Annotated in this window: 18 protein-coding genes and 1 pseudogene; 11 read left to right on the forward strand and 8 right to left on the reverse strand. The window is 64.0% G+C overall.

Annotation, left to right across the window (positions count from 1 at the left end; translation table 11 throughout):
* Positions 1 to 2: 2 nt before the first annotated feature.
* Positions 3 to 152 carry a DUF2080 family transposase-associated protein gene (locus tag C484_RS22815; protein ID WP_006824588.1) on the reverse strand — a complete coding sequence of 50 codons (150 nt, stop codon included), beginning with the start codon at positions 150 to 152 and terminating at the stop codon, positions 3 to 5.
* 433 nt (positions 153 to 585) lie between these two features.
* Between C484_RS22815 and C484_RS03505 the strand changes: the two are divergent.
* Positions 586 to 1,122 (forward strand): annotated as a pseudogene (locus tag C484_RS03505) (YhjD/YihY/BrkB family envelope integrity protein); the annotation flags it as partial.
* A gap of 27 nt (positions 1,123 to 1,149) precedes the next feature.
* On the opposite strand, the gene C484_RS03510 reads toward C484_RS03505, so the two are convergent.
* Positions 1,150 to 1,803, reverse strand: a complete 654-nt coding sequence (locus C484_RS03510) for an ERCC4 domain-containing protein (RefSeq protein ID WP_006824590.1) — start codon at positions 1,801 to 1,803, stop codon at positions 1,150 to 1,152.
* A gap of 152 nt (positions 1,804 to 1,955) precedes the next feature.
* On the opposite strand from C484_RS03510, the gene C484_RS03515 reads away from it, so the two are divergent.
* The 3 genes from C484_RS03515 to C484_RS03520 all read left to right on the forward strand — a co-directional run bounded on the left by C484_RS03515 (position 1,956) and on the right by C484_RS03520 (position 6,429).
* On the forward strand, positions 1,956 to 5,204 hold the full coding sequence (locus C484_RS03515; RefSeq protein WP_049914997.1) for a bacterio-opsin activator domain-containing protein: 3,249 nt from the start codon (positions 1,956 to 1,958) through the stop codon (positions 5,202 to 5,204).
* Between the two features lie 106 nt (positions 5,205 to 5,310).
* On the forward strand, positions 5,311 to 5,451 hold the full coding sequence (locus tag C484_RS22820) for a rubrerythrin-like domain-containing protein (RefSeq protein WP_006666264.1): 141 nt from the start codon (positions 5,311 to 5,313) through the stop codon (positions 5,449 to 5,451).
* A 309-nt stretch (positions 5,452 to 5,760) separates the two neighbouring features.
* Entirely contained in the window at positions 5,761 to 6,429 is a 669-nt protein-coding gene (locus C484_RS03520; protein WP_006824592.1) for a class I SAM-dependent methyltransferase, read from the forward strand.
* A gap of 64 nt (positions 6,430 to 6,493) precedes the next feature.
* Here the strand turns inward: C484_RS03520 and C484_RS23540 are convergent, their stop codons facing one another.
* Positions 6,494 to 6,655 carry a hypothetical protein gene (locus tag C484_RS23540; protein ID WP_006824593.1) on the reverse strand — a complete coding sequence of 54 codons (162 nt, stop codon included), beginning with the start codon at positions 6,653 to 6,655 and terminating at the stop codon, positions 6,494 to 6,496.
* Positions 6,656 to 6,783: 128 nt separating this feature from the next.
* On the opposite strand from C484_RS23540, the gene C484_RS03525 reads away from it, so the two are divergent.
* A complete protein-coding gene (locus C484_RS03525; protein WP_006824594.1) occupies positions 6,784 to 9,588 on the forward strand; it encodes an ATP-dependent helicase in 2,805 nt (934 codons plus the stop codon).
* A gap of 439 nt (positions 9,589 to 10,027) precedes the next feature.
* Positions 10,028 to 10,897, forward strand: a complete 870-nt coding sequence (locus C484_RS03530) for an amidohydrolase family protein (RefSeq protein WP_006824595.1) — start codon at positions 10,028 to 10,030, stop codon at positions 10,895 to 10,897.
* Positions 10,898 to 11,173: 276 nt separating this feature from the next.
* Here the strand turns inward: C484_RS03530 and C484_RS03535 are convergent, their stop codons facing one another.
* Complete coding sequence (locus tag C484_RS03535) at positions 11,174 to 11,941, reverse strand: IclR family transcriptional regulator (RefSeq protein WP_006824596.1); 768 nt, start codon at positions 11,939 to 11,941, stop codon at positions 11,174 to 11,176.
* Positions 11,942 to 12,112: 171 nt separating this feature from the next.
* Positions 12,113 to 14,104 (reverse strand): oxidoreductase, encoded by a 1,992-nt coding sequence (locus C484_RS03540; protein WP_006824597.1) that lies wholly within the window; start codon positions 14,102 to 14,104, stop codon positions 12,113 to 12,115.
* 242 nt (positions 14,105 to 14,346) lie between these two features.
* Here C484_RS03540 and C484_RS23345 point away from each other — a divergent pair, with 242 nt between their 5' ends.
* The 3 genes from C484_RS23345 to C484_RS03545 are packed head-to-tail and all read left to right on the forward strand — an operon-like array spanning position 14,347 to position 16,294.
* Positions 14,347 to 14,508, forward strand: coding sequence for a hypothetical protein (locus C484_RS23345; RefSeq protein ID WP_160164218.1), 162 nt, complete (start codon positions 14,347 to 14,349; stop codon positions 14,506 to 14,508).
* The gene (locus tag C484_RS23350; RefSeq protein WP_160164219.1) at positions 14,505 to 14,672 is read left to right on the forward strand and encodes a hypothetical protein; all 168 of its coding nucleotides are present in this window, start codon (positions 14,505 to 14,507) and stop codon (positions 14,670 to 14,672) included. The genes C484_RS23345 and C484_RS23350 overlap by 4 nt, the downstream gene beginning before the upstream one ends.
* Entirely contained in the window at positions 14,672 to 16,294 is a 1,623-nt protein-coding gene (locus tag C484_RS03545) for a sodium:solute symporter family transporter (RefSeq protein WP_006824598.1), read from the forward strand. The genes C484_RS23350 and C484_RS03545 overlap by 1 nt, the downstream gene beginning before the upstream one ends.
* Positions 16,295 to 16,347: 53 nt before the next feature.
* Here the strand turns inward: C484_RS03545 and C484_RS03550 are convergent, their stop codons facing one another.
* The 3 genes from C484_RS03550 to C484_RS03560 all read right to left on the reverse strand — a co-directional run bounded on the left by C484_RS03550 (position 16,348) and on the right by C484_RS03560 (position 18,332).
* On the reverse strand, positions 16,348 to 16,935 hold the full coding sequence (locus C484_RS03550) for an HD domain-containing protein (RefSeq protein ID WP_006824599.1): 588 nt from the start codon (positions 16,933 to 16,935) through the stop codon (positions 16,348 to 16,350).
* Between the two features lie 3 nt (positions 16,936 to 16,938).
* Positions 16,939 to 17,730 carry an EthD domain-containing protein gene (locus tag C484_RS03555; RefSeq protein WP_006824600.1) on the reverse strand — a complete coding sequence of 264 codons (792 nt, stop codon included), beginning with the start codon at positions 17,728 to 17,730 and terminating at the stop codon, positions 16,939 to 16,941.
* Between the two features lie 110 nt (positions 17,731 to 17,840).
* Positions 17,841 to 18,332: a VOC family protein gene (locus tag C484_RS03560; RefSeq protein WP_006824601.1), complete on the reverse strand. Its 492-nt coding sequence runs from the start codon at positions 18,330 to 18,332 to the stop codon at positions 17,841 to 17,843.
* Positions 18,333 to 18,448: 116 nt separating this feature from the next.
* Between C484_RS03560 and C484_RS03565 the strand changes: the two genes are divergently transcribed.
* On the forward strand, positions 18,449 to 18,652 hold the full coding sequence (locus tag C484_RS03565) for a hypothetical protein (protein ID WP_006824602.1): 204 nt from the start codon (positions 18,449 to 18,451) through the stop codon (positions 18,650 to 18,652).
* A complete protein-coding gene (locus tag C484_RS03570) occupies positions 18,649 to 20,355 on the forward strand; it encodes a thiamine pyrophosphate-binding protein (RefSeq protein WP_006824603.1) in 1,707 nt (568 codons plus the stop codon). Before C484_RS03565 ends, C484_RS03570 begins: the two co-directional genes overlap by 4 nt.
* Positions 20,356 to 20,383: the final 28 nt, after the last annotated feature.

Below are 20,383 nucleotides of genomic sequence, written 5' to 3' on the forward strand. Positions count from 1 at the left end.
GCCTACTCGTCTTCGCCGTTTGGATCGGTGACGCGGACGACTTTGACAGTGGTACCTCGCCACCGCTTGGGAACGAGCACGTGAGCGCCGTTTCCGGTTGGTTTGACGTCGGCTTCGTGGACTTCGTGCCCTTCGACCTCGTATCGATCCATTACCAATGTTTACACTACGTAGAAACATAANCCGGTTGGTTTGACGTCGGCTTCGTGGACTTCGTGCCCTTCGACCTCGTATCGATCCATTACCAATGTTTACACTACGTAGAAACATAAAGCCACCGATAGCGTTGGTCTGCGGGCCTGCTGTAGAACAATGCAAGAAACACGAGCGGCGTTGACGAGATGCTCCGTGTCTCGTTCGCACACCAGAAATCTTCGATTTCTGGGGACGCTGTGTCCCCTCCCTGCTCGCGCCTTCGGGCGTCGTCAGAAATCGTTGATTTCTGACTGCCAATCAGAACGTGTCGCGTTCTGATGACGCTCGCTGAGGAAGGGGCAGTANAATCGTTGATTTCTGACTGCCAATCAGAACGTGTCGCGTTCTGATGACGCTCGCTGAGGAAGGGGCAGTAGCGCCTCGATTTAGGTAAACAGTGCGTTTGCCGAGATCTACGGCGCACGAAAAACCCAGTCGTCCGTCGCCAACGCGGCGACGGTAACCCTCGTGACAGCCGTCAACGCCGCACTGCTCACGGCGACGGTTGCTCTCGGCGTCACGCTGGTTAGCGTCGTCGGTGTGAGTCTCTCCGTTTTCGTCGGTGGCGCGGTAGCAACGGCCGCAAGCAGCGTTCTCCTCGCGTCCCTCCTGCTCGTCGTGTTCTTCCCGATGTACTACCTCTTCCCGCCGGCCGGCGTCTCCGCGCGCGAAGTCCTCCCCGGCGCGCTATTTGCGGCCCTCGTCTGGACCGTCCTGTCGCTCGGCTTTCGCATCTACGTCTCGACCACCGAGAGCGTCGCACTGTTCGGTATCGCCGGGGCTGTCCTGCTGGTTCTCACCTGGGTCTACTTCGGCGGACTCTGTCTGCTTCTCGGTGCTGCCCTCAACGCCGTCCTCGCCGGCCGCGTCGATCCGGATGATGGCTGGGAGCCGATGCGCGACATCGCCCCGACCGAGATTTCGTGACCGGACACGCCGTCTTGCGGGACGCGATCACTCACGAACTGCCGCAGCGATCGTTCGCGCTCGTGTTTCGCCGATACCATCGATCCGAGTCAGATCCTCGACGCTCGCTTGGAGCAGGGATTCGACAGTTGGATACCGTTCGTAGAGCACGGTCGCGAGTTCAGGACCGATGCCGTCGATACAGCCGTACATTCGTTTGGTCGTCGGTTCGCGTCGGCTTGGAACAGCACCCGAAGAGAGCGGCCGTGTCGAGGCTGCGTCGGTGTGTTTGTGGGCGAGTCGAACGGAGAAGTCGACCAGTTGCGACTGGTCGGTACAGGGGATTATCGGGACCGAGTGACGGGCCGTGATCGACGCCATCGACCCGCGGATTGCAGTCGGAGAGACGTTCGTTCGCAGCGACTCGAAATCCGAGAAGTCACCCTCGAGCAGCACGTACGCGTGTGTGACGGCGTCGTCGAGTCGTTCGACCTGATCGTACAGATCCGGTCCGGACCGTCCCATGGCGCTCGAGACGTAGTCGCGCGGCGTCTTGCGCTCGATGCCGACCGGCCCGATCGTGATGTCGCCGGCCGACAGTCGATCGACCGTGACGCCCGTTACGTCGGGGTGGTCGCGGACGGCCGAGACGAGCGCGGGCGGCTCCCTGTCGTCGACCGCGGCGGTAACGGCAGTGGACATACGTCCCCGTTCGGTCTCGAACCGTGAACGAGTATCGGTTCCCGTATCGAGTTCGTTTGGAGACGGCAGTCTGTCCTGATGCGCGTGGTCCTGCGAGGGCGTGACTGGTGGAACCGGTACCTTCTCTAGACCCTGTTACGTATTCCCAGTGAATGGGTTCCGTACGGATGGACGATAGCGACCCGACGCGGCTCCTCGTCGTCGGACTCGACGGCGAAGCCGAGTTCAACGATGAGAACGAGGACGATGGTACTGATGAGGCCGCTCTCGTGCCGGCCGAGGTGGACGACTGTTGGAGCATCTCGACGATGGCTGGTGCGCGTTCCGAACTCGAATCGGACAGCGTCGCTGTCGACTGTCTGGTGACGGCGGGCGAGTTGCCGGACGGAACCGGTCTCGAACTGCTCGAGTCGATCCGTCATCGCGAGCAGCAGACGGACGCGGATACCGAACTGCCGGTCGTTCTCTCGCCGGCGGACGGTAGCGAAGCGCTCGCGAGCGAGGCTATTGCTGCGGGTGTGACGGAGTACGTTCCGCGCTCGGGTTCCGAGACCGGGGCCGAAACCGAGGCCGAAACCGGTACTGGGACCGAAACGGATACCGATACGGATACTGCTACCGGCTCCGAGTCCGCCGGTTCGCGGTCGACCGACGCGGAGACGACCCGCGAGAAAGTGACGACGGCTATCGAGCGGGCGATCGCACACGGTCGAACCCGGGAGCGACGGCGGGCAAAGGCGCGGCAGTTCGAGGCGGTTTTCGACGATCAGGAGACCTACGCCTGGGTTCTCGCTCCCGATGGCACCGTTCGCCGGGCGAACAGTACGTCGATCGCCGACCGTGACGCGTCCGCGGGCGTGGATCCGAACTCGACGGCGGATGCGAGTCGCGGGCGTTCGTTCTGGTCGCTCCCGCTCTGGGAGTCTGTCGATGGAGACCGGGAGGCGATTCGACGTGCGACCGAGACGGCGGCGACCGGACGGCTCGTCCGGCGGGAGGTGATGATCGAGCGCGAGCGAGCGACGGATCGCGAGACGCAGACGCTCGAGCTGACGGTCCGCCCCGTCACCGACGAGTCGGGGACCGTCGCGTCCCTGTTCGTCCGGGCGACGGACGTCACCGAACGTGCCGCGCTCGAACGCGAGCGGCGCGAGTCGGAGGAACTCCACCGAGTCACGTTGAACAACATGACCGACACCGTCCTCATCACCGACGACGAGGGCGAGTTCACCTATGTCTGTCCGAACGTCCACTTCATCTTCGGCTACACGGACGAGGAGATCTACGAGTTCGGTTCGATCGACGACCTGCTCGGCCCCGATCTGTTCGACCGCGCTGAACTCGCCGCGGAGGGTGTCCTGACAAACATCGAGTGTACGGCGACGGACAAGGCGGGTCGCGAGCACACGCTGCTGGTCAACGTCCGCGAGGTGTCGATTCAGGGCGGGACGATCCTCTACAGCTGTCGCGACGTAACGATGCGAAAGCGCCGCGAGGAGGCGTTGACGGCGCTTCATCGAACCGCCCGCGAGCTGTTGTACGCCGAGACGGGCCGGGAGATCGCGGATATCGTGGTCGACGACGCGACGGACATCCTCGATCTGGAGGCGAGCGCGGTGTACCTGTTCGATACCGACGAGAACGTCTTCCGTCCCGCCGCCCGGTCGGCGTCGATGCGAACGTTACACGGCCCGCTGTCGTCCCAGCAGGTCGGCGACAGCATCGCGGGCGAGGTCTTCGTCGACGGCGAGAGCCGGTTCCTGGCGGACGTTCACGAGTCGCCGCTGCTCGCCGATCCGACGACGGAGATCCGAAGCGCCGCGTTCGTTCCGCTCGGCGACCACGGCGTCTTCGTCGCGGGATCGGACGAGGTCGGCGTTTTCGACGATATCCGTCGCGAACTGACCGACCTGCTGGCGGCGACGGCCGAAGCCGCGTTCGACCGTGTCGACCGGGAGCGCACGCTCCGCGAACGCGACCGCGAGCTCAAACGGCGAAACCAACAGCTCTCGCGACTCAACAGACTCAACGAACTTATCCGGGAGATTGACCACGAACTCGTCCGGGCCGAGACCCGCGAGGAGATCGAACGCGGCGTCTGCGACCGGCTGACGGCCGCCGATCGGTTCTCGTTCGCCTGGATCGGAGCGACGAGTTCGGCCGGCGACCGACTCGAGTCGCGCGCCCACGGCGGGACGGACCGCGGGCGGGACTACCTCGATAGCGTGTCGTTATCGTTGCCCGCTCTCGAATCCGATGGGACCGATGCGGCCGACGTAGCCGACACGGCCGATGTGACCAACGCAACCGACGCGAACGAGCCGTCCGAGACGGGCGTCACGGACGACCGACGGAATCTCCGCCACTGCGAACCGGCCGTCAGAACAGCCGTCACGCGCGATGAAACGGTCGTTTCGAACGTCGTCGACGACCTGCGCGACCAGGCGTGGCGGACCGACGCGCTCGAACGCGAGTACCAGTCGGTGCTCGCCGTGCCGCTCTCCTACGACGAGTTCACCTACGGCGTCGTCACCGTCTACGCGAATCAGCCGGACGCGTTCGACGACGTGACGCGGACGGTGCTCGCCGAACTCGGGGAGACGATCGCCTCGGCAATCGCGGCCGTGGAGCGAAAGCACGCGCTGCTGTCGAACACGACGACGCGCCTCGAGTTCGCGGTCGCTGACGAGAACTTCGTCTTTACGCGCCTCGCACGCCGGGCGGATTGTACGATCTCGTTCGACGGCGGCGTCCGCCAGCACGAGAACGGGGCGACGGTGTTTGCCACCATCGAGGGAGCGCCGGCGGCGGCCGTCGTGACGGCGGCGAGTGAACTCGTCGCGGTGGCGGATGCGCAGATCGTCAGCGAGCGCCGTGCGAGTACTGATTCCGACGGCGACGGCGACGGCGGCGATACCGGGGCGGACGGCGACGAGCGCGAGGGGACCGTCCGCCTCGAACTCTCGCGACCGTTCGCCGCCGTCCAGCTCGCGGATCACGGCCTCGTCCTCAGGAGCGTCACTGCGACGCCCGAGTTCACCCGCGTCGTCGTCGACGCTCCCGATAGCGTCGATGGCGGCGGGAGCGTCGATATCGTGACGACGGCGTTCTCGTCGGTCGAACTCCGGTCGAAACGCCAGCTCGATCGGACGACGCCGCAGGACCTCCGTTCCGAACTGCTCGATCGACTGACCGACAGACAGCTCGAAGTCGTCCAGTTCGCCTACTACAGCGGGTACTTCGAGTCGCCGCGAGAGCGCTCCGGCGAGGAGATCGCGACGATGCTCTCGATCTCCCCCGCCGCGTTCTACCGGCACACCCGAACCGTCCAGCGAAAACTACTCACCATTCTGTTCGACGAACTCGGTGTTCCGGCAAGTACTGCACCACCCGTTGAATAGTGAACCCCTGTCACTACGGAGGGCTAGATAGTGAACAGACACGCTCATCCTAATATAACTAATATTCCTTAGTGGACAGTCGTTGCCCACAGCACTACTCAGTACGATGAAAGATATCGAACGCAACCCCGACGAGGAATCGGTGTACGAGTGTTTCAACTGCGGAACCATCGTTACCGCCACAGCGGCGGGCTCGTGTCCGGACTGCGGTGCCGATATGCGAAACCGACAGACACCGATCGAATAAGCGTTACGCGGTGCTGGCGGGTCCTGATACCGCCAGGTCGCAACCGGAACTCGCTTGCCGAACGCCTCCCGTCGCGCCCGTCGAACCCGTCGGGCCGACCGCACGGGATGACACTTCAGCGACCGCTTTCGACCGTTTTCGAGGCGGGCCGCCGCCGAACTCGATGGCTCGATCCTCGACAAGAGCGCCGAACTCGTGACGGCCGAGTTCAGCCCGGGAGTGGCGACAGACGTGATCGATCTGATGCCGAGCGCGGTCCGCTGACGGGGACAATTGGTATGAGGCGTCCCGTGGTCGCTCACGCACGCCATGGCATCACCGACGAACGATTCGACGGCCGACCCGGACGCATCGAACGACATCTCGAGTCCGCTGTTCGCCGCAGTGTACGACTACGTCGTCCCGGACCGGCTCCTGTTCGCACCGCACCGTCGGTATCTGACCGCCGATCTCGATGGTCGTGTTCTCGATGTCGGCGCTGGGACGGGGACGAACTTCCCGTACGTCGCAGCTACCGACGAGTCGGTCGAGTTCCACGCGATCGAACCGGACCCGCACATGCGCCGACAGGCCGAGACTCGAGCGGCCGAAACCGAGTGCGCCGTCGACCTGCGGGACGCCCGGGCGGAGTCGATGCCTTACCCCGACGACGCGTTCGACGCGGTCCTCGCCAGTCTCGTCTTCTGTACGATTCACGACCCCGACGTTGCGCTGGAGGAAGTCGCACGCGTTCTGAGCCCCGGCGGCGAGTTCAGGTTCGTCGAGCACGTCCGCGCCGACGGGTGGCGAGCGACGGGGCAGAACGTGTTGAACCCGCTGTGGGAGCGACTCGCGGGCGGGTGTCAACTCAACCGGGACACCGTCGAGCGGTTCGTCTCCCACGATGCGTTCGCGGTCGAGACGATCGAGCGCCTCGACACCGGTCTCTTTCCGGCGACGCCGATGGTTCGCGGGACGATGCGACGACGACGCTGCTGAAACGGGGAACTGATTGCAGGACGAATTACCGTGGTGACGACGCTATAACGCGGTGACGACGCTACTACTCGGCGGATGCGGACGCATCGTCGGACCGAACGCGATCGAGCAGTCGGTTCGATCGCGCTCCCAGGCCGAGTCCGGCCGCGAACGAGAGCAGACTCGGGAGCAGAATCCACACGAGATTCGGATGGGTAGCGCCGGTGTGCAACGGAACGTCGAGCATGTCCGTGCGCTGTCGCCCGGGTCCAATCAATCTGCCGATCCCGGCACGCAGTGTGTCCGTCGTCGCGCAACTCCACTTTCGCTCCGATGCCCAAACCCTCTTACACGCCGCTCCCCCAGACGACGGTGATGGATGGGACCGCGCGCCGCGAGTTGCCGATCGCCGACGACGCTCTGCCGTTCGATCCCGACACCACCGCGATCGAAGACCGCGAGGTGTTCGAGCTCCTCGAACCCGCCGTCCAAGAGTGGTGGCTCGAGGAGTTCGGCGAGTTCGTCCCGGAGAACGGGGGCTTCTTTACGCCGCCACAGCGGGGCGCGATTCCGAACGTCCACAAGGGGACGAACACGTTGATCTGCGCGCCGACGGGGTCGGGAAAGACCATGTCGTCGTTCCTCTCGATACTGAACTCGCTGTACAAACGAGACCGAGAGACGGCGGACGGTCTCGAGAACTCTGTTTACTGCCTCTACGTCTCGCCGCTCAAGTCCCTCGCGAACGACATCCACCGCAATCTCGAGGTCCCTCTCGACGGCATCGAATCGATCGTCGCCGATCGGGACGGCGAGTCGATGGGCGAGATCCGCCACGCCATCCGCCACGGCGACACCGACTCGGCCGAGCGCCAGCGGATGCTCGAGGAGACGCCTCACATCCTCAACACGACGCCCGAAACACTTGCCATCCTGCTGAACTCGCCGAAGTTCCGCGAGAAGCTTCGGACGGTGGAGTACGTCATCGTCGACGAGATCCACTCGCTCGCGGCCGGCAAGCGGGGGACGCACCTGTCGGTCAGCCTCGAACGACTCGCGGCGATGACCGACCACGAACTGACCAGAATCGGCTGCTCCGCGACCATCGACCCGCTCTCGGATGTCGCGGAGTTTCTGGTCGGCCGTGAGGAACCACACATGCCGGACGCCCCCCCGGGAGACGAGGTACCGGACAGCGACCCCCGTAACTACGAACTCGTCGACGCCCGCTTCGCCCGCGAGTTCGACATCGAACTCGAATGTCCCACCGACGATCTGATCAACACCTCCCGCGAGGTCGTTCAAGAGCGCTTCTATCGGATGCTTCACGAACACGTTCAGGAGCACACGAACACGCTCGTCTTCACGAACACCAGATCCGGCGCGGAGCGCGTGTTACACAACCTGCGCGAGACCTTCGACGCCTACGACGAGACGAACTCGGGCTGTCACCACGGCAGCCTCTCGAAGGACGTTCGCCAGGACATCGAGAGGCGACTCAAGAGCGGTGAACTCGACGTGGTCACCTCCTCGACGAGCCTCGAACTGGGGATCGACATGCCCCACGTCGACCTCGTCGTGCAGGTCGGTTCGCCCAAATCGGTCGCCTCGCTGCTTCAGCGCGTCGGGCGCGCGGGCCACCGCGTCGGCCAGACCGTTACGGGCCGCGTCATCGCGCTCGACCGCGACGAACTCCTCGAGTGTGCGGTCATGCTGAAGAAGGCGGAGGAGGGATTCGTCGACTCTGTGTCGATCCCCGAGAACGCCCAGGACGTGGCGGCCCAGCACGTCTACGGGATGGCGATCGCCGAGATCCGACCGGAAGCCGAAATCACCGAGATCCTCCGGCGAGCCTACCCCTATCGGAACTACTCCGACGCCGAGTTCGAGTCGCTCATGCGCTACCTGACCGCCGAGTACGCGGGCATGGAGGACAGAAACGTCTACGCGAAGGTCTGGCGCGACGAAAACGACCCGCCCGACGGCGAGCACCACTACGAGGAGTTCCCCGTCGGCACGCCACTGATCGGCAAGCGGGGTCGCCTGGCACGGGTGATCTACATGACCAACATCGGGACGATTCCGGATTCGTTCACCTGCGACGTCTTTACCCGCGCCGGCGACGAGTGGGTCGGCCAACTCGACGAGAACTACCTCGATACCCTGGAGAAGGGCGACGTCTTCGTCCTCGGCGGCGACCACTTCGAGTTCAGCTACCGGCGCGGCTCGAAGGTGTATGTCGATCGGACCAGCGCCCGGCCGACGGTGCCCTCATGGTACTCCGAACGATTGCCGCTCTCGTACGATCTCGGCTGTGAAATCCTCGCGTTCCAGGCCGATCTGCTCAGCCACTACGAGGAGGGTGGTCCGCCGCGCGTCCGGGCGTGGCTCCGCGAGTTCCCGCTGGACGACGACAGCGTGCGGGCCGTCGCGCGGCTGTTCGATCACCAGTTCCGGTACGCGGGGGCCGACACGGTGAGTACGCCCGACCGCCTCGCCATCGAGGTCGAACGCGACCGCGAGGAGTACGAGCGTCATTACTACGTGCATTCGAACTACGGTCGCCGGTTCAACGACGGCTTCTCGCGGCTGCTCGCGTACCACTGTGCACAGGAGGCGACGGCGAACGTCCGCGTCGCGGTCGCGGACAACGGCTTCGTCCTCTCGATGCCACTCAATCGAAAAGTCGACGTGGAGGGCATCATCGACGACCTCGAATCCGACCAGGTTCGGGAGAATCTGCGCGCGGCGGTCGACGGCACCGACCTCCTCCAGCGGTACTTCCGAATCAACGCGACCCGGGCCCTGATGATCCTTAAACGCTACAAGGGCTACGAGAAATCCGCCAGCGAACAGCAGGTCTCGAGCGAGATGCTCCTCGGGTTCGCCGCGGATCTCGAGGAGTTCGCCGTCATCGAAGAGACCTACCGCGAGATCACGGAAGACAAACTCAACGTCGCCGAACTCGAAGCGTTCGTCGCCGAACTCGAGGCGGGCGAGATCGCCGTCGAGCGCACGCTGCTCGACTCGCCGACGCCGCGGGCGTTCGGGCTGGCGACGCTTTCGGCGAGCGATGTCGTCCTCGCCGAAGACGAAAGCGCCGCGCTCCAGGCGTTTCACGAACACGTTCTCGACGAGATCGGTGACGAGTCGCTTCGCGAACTCTCGTCGGGGAGCTAAGAGAAATACCAATTTGAGAAGTATGAATGAATACAGTCACATTCTGTTCGGGTCAGAGACGAGACTATTTCGAACAGTGATTGCGATATCGCTCTCTATGGACATATTTCGCCGGATACCGCCCGATAACGCCGAACGAATCGGACCGAGTATCGAAGACGAGGGATTTTACTTCTTCCCACCGAGACGGGAGACGAAATAGTCGATACTCGGCGTTCAAATCACGCAAGCGCTCTTTTATCCCGGTTTCAACCTTTCATTCGCTTTCAGTGAACTCGATCCGACGAATCTACACTACAGATATCTATTTGGCTACCATTCAAAGTTTACCCCAAGAATCTTACTATGCTCACGATCGAAACCGACGCCCAATCGCGCTGCTATCGCTCGGCGGTCACCCGTGGGAACGTACATATACGAGCGTGCCATCGACACCCGTATGGACGGACCGACGGTACTCGACGAACCGCGCGCAATCGATATGCACGCTCACCAGCCAACCAGCGAGTTCCTCCACGACGCCGGCGGCCAGATGATGCGAGATGCCGCCGACCGGTTCGGTGCGGATCTCGAGACGGACACCTACGAGAATATGCGCGCCGAGTACCGCGAAGCCGGCGTGGACAGGGCGGTCCTGCTCGGCTGGGACGCAGAGACGAACACCGGCAACCCGCCCGTTCCGAACGACTACGTCGCCGACGTTCGCGACGAGTTCAGCGATTTCTTCGTCGGCTTCGGCTCGGTCGACCCGCTGAAGGACGACTGCGTCGAGGAGGCGATCCGCTGCGTCGAAGATCTCGATCTGTCGGGCTTCAAGTTCCAGCAGATCGCCCAGGGATTCGATCCCTCCGACCCCGAACACGACGACCTCTGGTCGACGATCGAGGATCTTGGCGCGCCGGTCGTCTTCCACGGCGGGAACTCGACGCTCGGCGCGTGTTCGCCGGGCGGTCGCGGACTGAAGATCAAATACGGGAACCCGATGCTGATCGACGACGTGGCGGCCGAACACCCCGACTTGCAGATTCTCATCGCCCATCCGGCCTACCCCTGGGAGAAAGAACAGCTCGCCATCTGCCAGCAGAAGGGCAACGTCTACATGGATCTCTCGGGGTGGATGCCCCGCTACATCGACGATCAGGTGCTTCACTACGCGAAGACGCTCCTCTCGGACAAGGTCATGTTCGGAACCGATTATCCGATGCTTGAACCGAAACCGTGGCTCGAGCAGTTCGCGGAACTCGACTTCGACGAGGAGCTACAGCGAAAGCTCCTCTGGAAGAACGCCGAGTCGTTCCTCGGTCTCTGATACGGTCTGCTGTAACGATTTACCGGCGCAACCGCGTCCGTCCTGCGGTTGCGCCGGAAATGACTTACAGCAGTCCGTATGAGTCCCGCTCTACCACTCGATACCGTGTCGGCCCGGTGTTCGAATAACGGAAACTGAACTCGTCAGCGGCCGGATTATCGAAACGCGACTGATCGGCTGCTCTGCAACCGGTCGTTCTCCCACCGCATGATTACAAGTGTACTACTGTAATCAGTCCCGCGGAGCTGTTCGAACTACTCGAACGGGAGGGCTAGACTACGAGTGTGCCAGATTGATCTCGATTTCGTTCGTCGCGCCAAGCAAGAGCGTGGGGAGGTCGTCGGTGAGCAACTCCCCGCTGAGTCGGTTCGCCGGCCCGGCGATGCTGATCGCACCGATGGCGTCGCCGGATTCGTCTTTCACAGGTGCGCCGACGGCGTGAACGCCGGCGACAGATTCCTCGTAATTGAGCGCGTATCCCCGCTCGCGGATTGTTTCGAGCTGGCTACAGAGTTCGTCGCGATCGGTGATCGTCTGTGCGGTCTGTGCGGCGAGGTCGTACTCGTCGAGGATCCGTTCGGTTCGGTCCGCAGGAAGGTGGGCGAGGATCGCCTTTCCGGCCGCAAACTGGTGTAGCGCCGTTCGCTTTCCGATCCGCGCGTGTGTCCTGACCGAGTGACGGCCTTCGGCTCCGTAGATGTGGACGCCGACACCCCCTTCCTCGATGACGCACCAGACCTTCTCGTCGGTTTCCGCCGCGAGTTCATCGACTTTCGGCGTGGCGACGTCGAACAGCGGGTGCTGGTTTCGGACGTGGATGCCGTAGTCGAGAAACCACGTGCTGATGCGGTAGGTGTCGCCGTTTCGGACGACGAGGCCGCGGGATTCGAGTGTTTTCGTGTGGCGGTAGACGGTGCTCTTTGCGAGGTCGAGTTCGTCGGCGAGTTCGGTGATGCCGGCGCTGGTGGTGTGTCTGAGAACGTCGAGAATGTCGAACGCCGTCTCGACGGTTTCGACCGGTCGATGGTCCGGGTGGCGTGCCATAGTAGCTACTCAGATGGAAGCGTCAAAAGGTTTGTTCCCGCTATTCGAACGCGCGCCGTCGTCGTCGGCCGGCTGGACAGGGGGAGCGTTCATACGGACTGCTGTAAGTCATTTCCGGCGCAACCGCAGGACGGGCGCGGTTGCACCGGTAAATCGTTACAGCAGACCGTATCAGAGTTCACGAGCGAGTTCGTGGCCGGCGTAGACGGCGTCGGCGATCCGTCTGGGCGCGACGCAGTCGCCGACCGCGTGAATCGATTCGATTTCGGTCGACGAGCGGAGCGATTCGGCGTCGGCTTTGAGCGATCGATAGAGGTCGTCGTTCGATTCGCGCATCGTCGTGAACACGACGGTATCGGCCTCATAGCTGCGCCGGTCCCCGGAATAGACGTTCGACGCGACGACCTCGTCGTCCCGAACCTCCTCGAGTGTGTGGTTGGCGACGAACTCGACGCCGAGGTCGTACAGCGCGGTGAAAATCGTCCGCCGTTCGAACGTGTGAAGCGTTTCCTGAAACGCGCTCGCCCGCGGCGTGACGAATATCACGCGATTGTCGGTGGCGAGCGATTGGGCGACGCCGGCGCTGACGTTGTATCCCTCTTCGTCGAAGATGACGATCGTTTGCCCCGAGAGGTCGGTCGCGATCGCGTCGGTGGGAGTGAGAACGTGATCGCGTTCCCACCCCGGGACCGGCTGGTGTGAACTCGACGTGGTTCCGGTTTCGTCCCACTCCGCGCCGGTGGCGATGACGACGAGTTCAGCGCCGTAGGTTCGCACGTCGTCGTAACTTATCTCGGCTCTGGAGCCGGTGTGGACCGAGACGGTCTCGAGGCGGTCGAGTTCCGCCGCCCGCCAGTCGCGAACGCGGTTCCACTCCCCCAACTCCGGCAATCCGGCTTCGAAGGTGACGCGGCCGCCGAGTCGGTCGTCGCGTTCCTTGAGGTGGACCAGGTGCCCGCGTTCGCCCATGACGCGTGCGAACTCCATGCCGGCCGGCCCGCCGCCGACGACGAGGACGCCCTTCGGGTCGGTGGCTTCCTCGTACGTTTCGGGCGCCCAGTCGCCCTCGCGGCCGACGGTCGGATTCTGCGTGCACACTAACGGAATGCCCTGTCGCGATTGGGAGACACAGATATTGCAGCCGATACACTCTCGAATTCGATCGACATCGCCCGCTTTGACCTTTCGCGGCCAGTGAGGGTCGGAAATAGACTGACGGGCCATCCCGATCATGTCGACGTAGTTCTCTTCGAGGAGCGCCGCGGCGTCGTCCGGGTCGGTGATTCGGCCGGCACCGCCGACCGGCACGTCGAGTTCTCGAGTTGCCGCTTTCAGATAGTCCATCTGGTAATTCTTCTCGTGGCGGCGGCTCGGGCCGATCATGTCGTCGATCGACTGCTTAATGCCGATATCCACGTCCCAGAAGTCGAGGTCGTCGGACAGTCGACGCATCACCTCGATGCCGTCGCCGTCGGCGGTGAGCCCGCCGTCGACGCGCTCGTCGATCGTGTAGCGAGCGCCGACGGCCATGTCGGCGCTGACGTTGTCGCGAACTCGTTCGATGGCGTCCTCGAAAAACCGCATTCGGTTCTCGAGGGAGCCGCCGAACTCGTCGTCTCGGTCGTTGTAGAACGGCGAGAGGAACTGCGAGAGCAGGTAGCCGTGTGCCGCGTGGAGTTCGATTCCGTCGTAACCCGCTCGTCGCGCTCGATCCGCGGCGTCGCCGAACGCGTCGAGAACGGTTCGAATGTCCTCGTGTTCCATCGCCTTCGGCGTGTAGTTTCGCCCGGTCGGTTGTTGTGACGACGTAAGCGGCGGCTGGCGGCTGCCGTAGTTGCCGGCAGTCGCACCGCCGTGCCACAACTCGACGAAGAGTTTGCTGCCGTGGGCGTGGACGGCGTCGACCATCCGTTTTTGCGGCGGGATCGTCTCGTCGTCGTGGAGGTAACCGGAATCGACCGGCGTGACGTCGGTCGTCTCGTCGATCTGGCTGTACTCCTGGACGATCAAGCCGAATCCACCCTTCGCCTTCTCGGCGCGAAAGTCGGTTTGCTGTTGGCCGAGGCCGTACGCGTTGCCGTGTGGCGGCTGGAAGATGCGGTTCGGAACGGTCACCGGACCGAGTTCGATCGGCTCGAAGAGCCGACTATAGGTCGTCGACATACGGTAGTGACTGTCGTGGTATTACTTAACAGTACTCTTATGACAACCGTTCTGTGCTTCGATAATCACTGTTTGAACGATCGGGTCTCCAAGGCGATTCCTGGTCGTCGGCGTTTCGCCTTTTAGCCGCGCTCCGAGCGGAGTGTCAGTACGCTATCGAGTCATCATCCGCGTTCTGTCACGCATCGTCGATCGTGGAACATTGAGGTATGTTTATTATGAAAAACCATGTGTGTTGTTGTATGGCACACGATCGACAGTGCGTCCAGCCACCAGTCCGTCAGTTGACGACCAGCGACCAGCCGGTTGAACTCGGGGGGAAGTCGTTTGAGCACGCGAGTGCGGGTGAGAGTGCAAGTGAGGATAGTAGCGAAAGCGAGAGCCAAGACGGGGTGACGCGATGAGTTACCTGCTCGGCTTTCCGACGCCGATCGTCGAGGTGTTTCTCACGCTCATCGTGCTCTTCCTCATCGTCTCCGTGTACCTGGGGATGCGGATGGAGGGGACGACGGCCGTTCGAGACGCCGACGAGTTCACCCAGAGCGACGTTGGGGAGGTGAGCGATTGATGGGATCGACCGCGTTCGTGTGGCCGCTCCAGACGTGGGGCGGCGACCTCGGCGTGGAGTACTACTCCCGAACGGCGGTCGTCTTTTTCGTCCTGTTCGCGGGGCTGATGATCGGGATCGGAATCCTGGCCGGGCGATACCAGACGAACGAGGAGGAGTACTTCGTCGCCGGTCGTCGGTCGGGCATCCTCGTCGTCGCCCTGGCCGTGTTCGCCTCCATTCAGAGCGGGTGGGGCATGATCGGCGTGACCGGCACCGGCTACCTCGTCGGCCTCGAGTACTTCATCCTCGTCGGGGGGCTCATCATCTTCGGCTTCACGGGCTCGTACTGGCTGCTCGGCCGAAAGATGCGCGTGCTCGGCGACGTTCGAAACGCGATCACCGCCCCGGACGCGATGTACTACCGCTTTCAGGACGAGCGAGTGCGGCTCTTGGGCGCGGCGGCGGTCCTGCTCGGCTGTATGGGCTATCTCGCCGCCCAGTACGCGGCGCTCGGCATCGTCGGCGCGCTCATCCTGCCGATCAGTTTCTTCGAAGCGCTGGTCATCGGCCTGCTGATCGTCGGCTTTTACACGATCATCGGCGGCATGCTCGCGGCAATCTGGTCGGATGCGGTCCAGGGGTCGATCATGATCGTCGGCGGTATCCTGACGGCCTACTACGTGATCACGAACTCGACGCTCGGCTGGAGCGGAATGACGAGCGCGATTCAAAGCGGAAACCCGCAGTACTTCGAGTTCACGTTGCTCGGCGGCGACGGGCTGATGGCGATCGGACTGATCGTCTCCGTGATCGTGATTCAGGCGACCGTCGCGGGTCAGCCCCACGCGATCACGAAGTTCTACATGGTTCGGAACGTGTCGGTGCTGAAGTGGGGCGCGCTCATCACCGGCGCGGCGTACCTGGCGACGACCCTCTACTGGGTCGCAGCGCCGTTCGTGCAGGCGGCCGTCCTCGAGGGAACGGTCGCCGATCCGGGCAATCCCGACGCGACGTTGCCGCTCGCGCTGATCGAGTGGGCACCCGACGTCGTCGTCGCGTTCGTCCTCACCGCCGTCGTGGCCGCGATCATGTCCACGAGCAACGCCTTCCTCAACATGGGCGCGTCCGCCGTCGTCCACGACTACATCATCGAGTACCGGGGGACCGAGCTCACGCAGGCCGAAGAGGTACGCTGGGGTCGCGTCACGACCGGCGTCTTGCTCGTAGCCGCGGGCGTCATCGCCGGCACGTTCCCGGGGCTCATCTTCGTGCTCGGGGCTGCCGGCTGGGCGATCTTCGCCGCCGTCATCTTTCCCTGCGTCGCGATCGCGTACAACTGGCGCGGTGCGACGGCCGAGGGGGCGCTCGCCGGCGGCGGATCGGGACTCGTCCTCACGATTCTCCTGGCCTACGGCGTCGAATACCTGGGACTGTCGCTGCCCTACGGCTTCCTCGGCGGACAGGTTGCCACGATCGTCGCCGTCGCGGTGTTCGTCGGCGTCTCGCTCGTGACGACGACGAGCGAGTACGCTGAACTCGACGACGACATCCGGATGATACTGGATCTCGGACGGATCACCGGGAGTCCGGAGCAGCCGACGGAAACCATCGCGGACGGGGGTTCGGACACCGAACAGTAACACGCTATTAGCCGACCGTCGATTGTCCGATCGAATCCGTCACCGGCCGGCGCTCAGGATGTCTGGGAGTACTCCTCGACCCACTCCTGGAGGGTGAGGGCCATCGCGGCCTGCGTGATCGCGTTCGAGGACGCCGAGTTGGCGCTCTTGACGAGTTCAGCTTCGAGCGTCCGGGTCGGTACTTCGCCGAGGAAGTGGGGGATGGCGCGTTGGACCGACAGGGGGCAGCCGACCTCGTGGGCGAGGGCGTACCCCGAAATCGAGTGCGGAATCTCGTCGCTGACGTAGCGGGGGGACGGGTCATCGAGCAACTCGTCGTCGACGAACGGAGGGTACTCGTAGCACTTGCCCACGTCGTGTAAGAGGGCGGCCGCGACGATTGTGTCGAGATCGGGATCGGCGTCGTGGAACTCGCGTTGCTGGCTCGCCGCGTCGACTGCAATGCGTGCGACGCCGCGGACGTGCTCGACATTGGTTACCTCGTGGATGTTCCAGGCGTAGGGGATGTCCGTCACGTCCCGCCAGCCGCCGCGGTCGAGACCGAGGACCCATGCCTCGACGATGCGCTCGCGGAGGTCGTCGCTCTCGACGTGCTCGAGTTCGGGGAGGGCGTCGCGGACCTGGGTATCGAAGTCGGGCATCGCTCACCTCCGGCCGCCGCTGTTTCCGACGCGTTCGCCGTCGGCTTTGACGAGTCGTTCTCGGCCGATAAATCGCGGTCGCTCTTCGACGGCGAGGAAGTTGTTCACGTCCTCGCGGGCCTCCTTTGCCTTCCCGCGGGCGGGGTCGTAGTCGCGCGAGCCCTCGCTGCCGAGGGCGTCGTAGAGCTTCTCGAGGTCCTCGAAGTAGAGTTCGGCGACGCCGTCGAACTCGGCGTGCTCGGGATCGGTCGGGATCACGGTGTTGTACTTCACGACGCCCTCGATCTCGCGGGCGATCGGCGTGTGATTGGTCTGCCAGTAGTCGACGAACTCGTCGTGGGTCATGCCCTCCTTGCGAACCAGGAACGCCGAGTGTTTGTACAGTCCGTCGGTGTCACCGGACTTCGTCCGGTTGCTCGTGGAGCTACGCTCCACGCTGTCGCCGCCGACTTCGTCTTTCTGGACGATCTCTTCGCCGATGAACCGCGGTCGCTCTTCGACGGCGAGGAAGTTGTTCACGTCCTCGCGGGCCTCCTTGGCTTTGCCCTGGTCCGGGTCGTAGTCGCGTGAGCCCTCGCTGCCGAGGGCGTCGTAGAGCTTCTCGAGGTCCTCGAAGTAGAGTTCAGCCAGGCCGTCGAACTCGGCGTTTTCGGGGTCGGTCGGGAGGACCTGCTGGTACCGGACGACGCCCTCGATCTCGCGGGCGATCGGCGTGTGGGTGGTCTGCCAGTGGTCGACGAACTCCTCGTGAGACAGTCCCTCCTGTCGAACCAGCAGGGCGACGTGCTTGTACATCACGAGCTTGTTTTTCGTACAGTACAATAAATCATGGCACCAGTTCTCGTGCAACGTCGCCGAGGACGATGACGGCAGGCCACGGGCGGCCAAAGGCGGCCGAGGCGGCGTTACCGCGCCGAATCCCGCCCGTCCGGTACCGGCGCACCGTGAACGAACAATCGATCCCCGGCCGCGCGGTCGTCGGCGTACCCTTCCCGGTACTCCATCAACTGGAACAGGACGCCCGTCGGATTCTGCGGCGTCACGAACGTCTCGTGCCAGTGCTCGAACGTCTGCCGGTCGACGACCGACACGCCGGCCGCATCGAGCGCCTCGACCGCCGCCTCGAGATCGGCAACCTCGAGCGTAACGTGGTGCAGTCCCGGCCCGTTCCGTTCGAGGAAGTCCGTCAGAAACGAGTTCGTCCCGTCGTCCGGCGCGATCAGTTCGAGCCGAGACGCGTCGCCGAGGACGTACGTCGCCCAGGTGAACTCGCCGTACTCGCTTCGTTCCTCGTGGATCTTCTCGCAGCCGAGCGCGAAGAGCACCCCTTCGGCGTCGGGAACGGAATCAACGGCGATCCCGACGTGATCGACGCGTATCGCTGGCATCGTCGACATATACACGACATGCGCGGCCGATCACATAACGATTTGGAACGGTACCACACCCCGATAGCTACGTGAACATACCGCACCGGTAGAACAAAGTCACCGGCGCTCGACTGAGCGCATGCATGCCAACACTCGCCGAGTTTCTCGTCCGCGCGGACGAGTTCGTCCCGCCTGGCAACACGCTGGAGAATCCGATCGCACGGGAGCAGGGTCGGTCCGTGAGCCGCCTTCGAGACGACAGTACGGCCGTTCGTGCGACTCCTGGCCAAGCCGCAGAGATGGCAGAGACAGCAGAGACGGCATTTCCAACCCCCACAAACACATGACGACGACAGCAGCCGAACTCGTCGACACGCTCGATTCGCTCGGCGTCGAGTACGTCTTCGGCTATCCGGGCGGGCGCGTCATCGAACTGCTCGATCATATCCCGGACGCCGACGGCGTTGAACTCGTGCGGCCGCGCGACGAGCGCGAGGCGAGCGTGATGGCCGAGATGTACGGGCGTCTCACGGGCCGTCCCGGCGTCCTGACGGGGCAGGGGCCGTGGATCGGGAGCCTTGGAATGATCGGCCAGATGGAGGCGCGGCTGGCCTCCTCGCCGATGGTCGTCCTCACGGAGGCCTCCGAGCGCGGCGAGTACTCGACGCTCGCGCCCTACCAGCAGGCCAGAGGCGATTACGGCGGATTCAGCCTCCCGGACATCCTCGACGGCGTGAGCAAGGAATGGTGGTTCCCGCGGACGCCGACCGAGACCGTTCGCTCGACGCAACTCGCGTTCAAACACGCCGTCGCCGGCCGGCCCGGCCCGACGGCGGTGATCCTCGACGGCGACGCGATCACGGACGAGGTCCCGACCGATCCGACGCCGGCGACGTGGGACGCGCGAACGCAGACGCGAACCTGGGACGCCGCACCGACTGCGACGGACGTGGCCGCGGCCGTCGCGGCCCTGGAAGCGGCCGAGCGGCCGGTCATCATCGCGGGCAACGGCGTCCACGCCGCGCAGGCGTACGACGAACTCGCGGCGGTCGCCGACGCCTACGACTGTGCCGTCGTGACGTCCTATCTCGGGAAGTCGACGTACCCGGAGACGGACGACCGCGCCGCCGGGGTCATCGGTTCGTTCGGCCACGAGGGCGCGAATCGCGTTGTCAGCGAGGCAGACACCCTGTTTGTCGTGGGCTGTCGACTGAATCCGATGGACACCAACTGGCAGGCCCCGTCGTTCATCCGCCCCGACGAGCAGACGATCGTTCACGCCGACGTCGACACGCGAAACGCGGGGTGGGTCTACCCCGCGGACGTCGGACTCATCGGCGACGCGAGCGAGAGCCTGGCGGCGGTCGCCGAAGCCGGCGGCGCGTCGAACGACTGGGCGATCGAACGCGCCACGGCGGCCCGCGAGTGGTTCGAATCCCCCGCGTGCACCGACGACTCGGTGCCGATCGCGCCCCAGCGTGCCGTCACGGCGATTCAGTCGGTCGTCGACGAGGAGACGGTCGTCACCGCCGACTCCGGAAACAACCGGTTCTGGCTGCTGAACTACCTGCAGACCCCGGCCGTCCGCACCTACTTCGGCAGCGGCGGCGTCGGCGGCATGGGCTGGGCGACCCCTGCAGCCGTCTCGGCAGCGCTGACGACGGACGAGGACACGGACGTTATCGCCGTCGCGGGCGACGGCGGCTTCTCGATGACGATGAACAGCGTCGAGACGGCCGTTGAATACGGCGTCGCGCCGACGGTCGTCATCCTGAACGACACCAGCCTCGGGATGGTCCGCCAGATGCAAGGCGAGGACGGTGACATCGCCGGCGTCGAGTTCAATGACACGGACTTTCCGAAAATCGCCGAGGCATTCGGTGCAGTCGGCCGGCGCGTGACCGAGCCCGCAGCTCTGGAGGGCGTCCTCGAGGAAGCGAAGACGGCCGACGTACCCCACGTCATCGACGTGCGCATCGACCGCGAGGCGGAGATGGCCGCGACCCTGTCCTCCTCGTTCTACGACTCGGTCGGCGGACTCCACGAATAGCCATCACATCGGTCAGTACCCGACGAAT

Origin of the sequence: Natrialba taiwanensis DSM 12281, assembly GCF_000337595.1 — an archaeon.
Taxonomy (GTDB): Archaea; Halobacteriota; Halobacteria; order Halobacteriales; family Natrialbaceae; genus Natrialba; species Natrialba taiwanensis.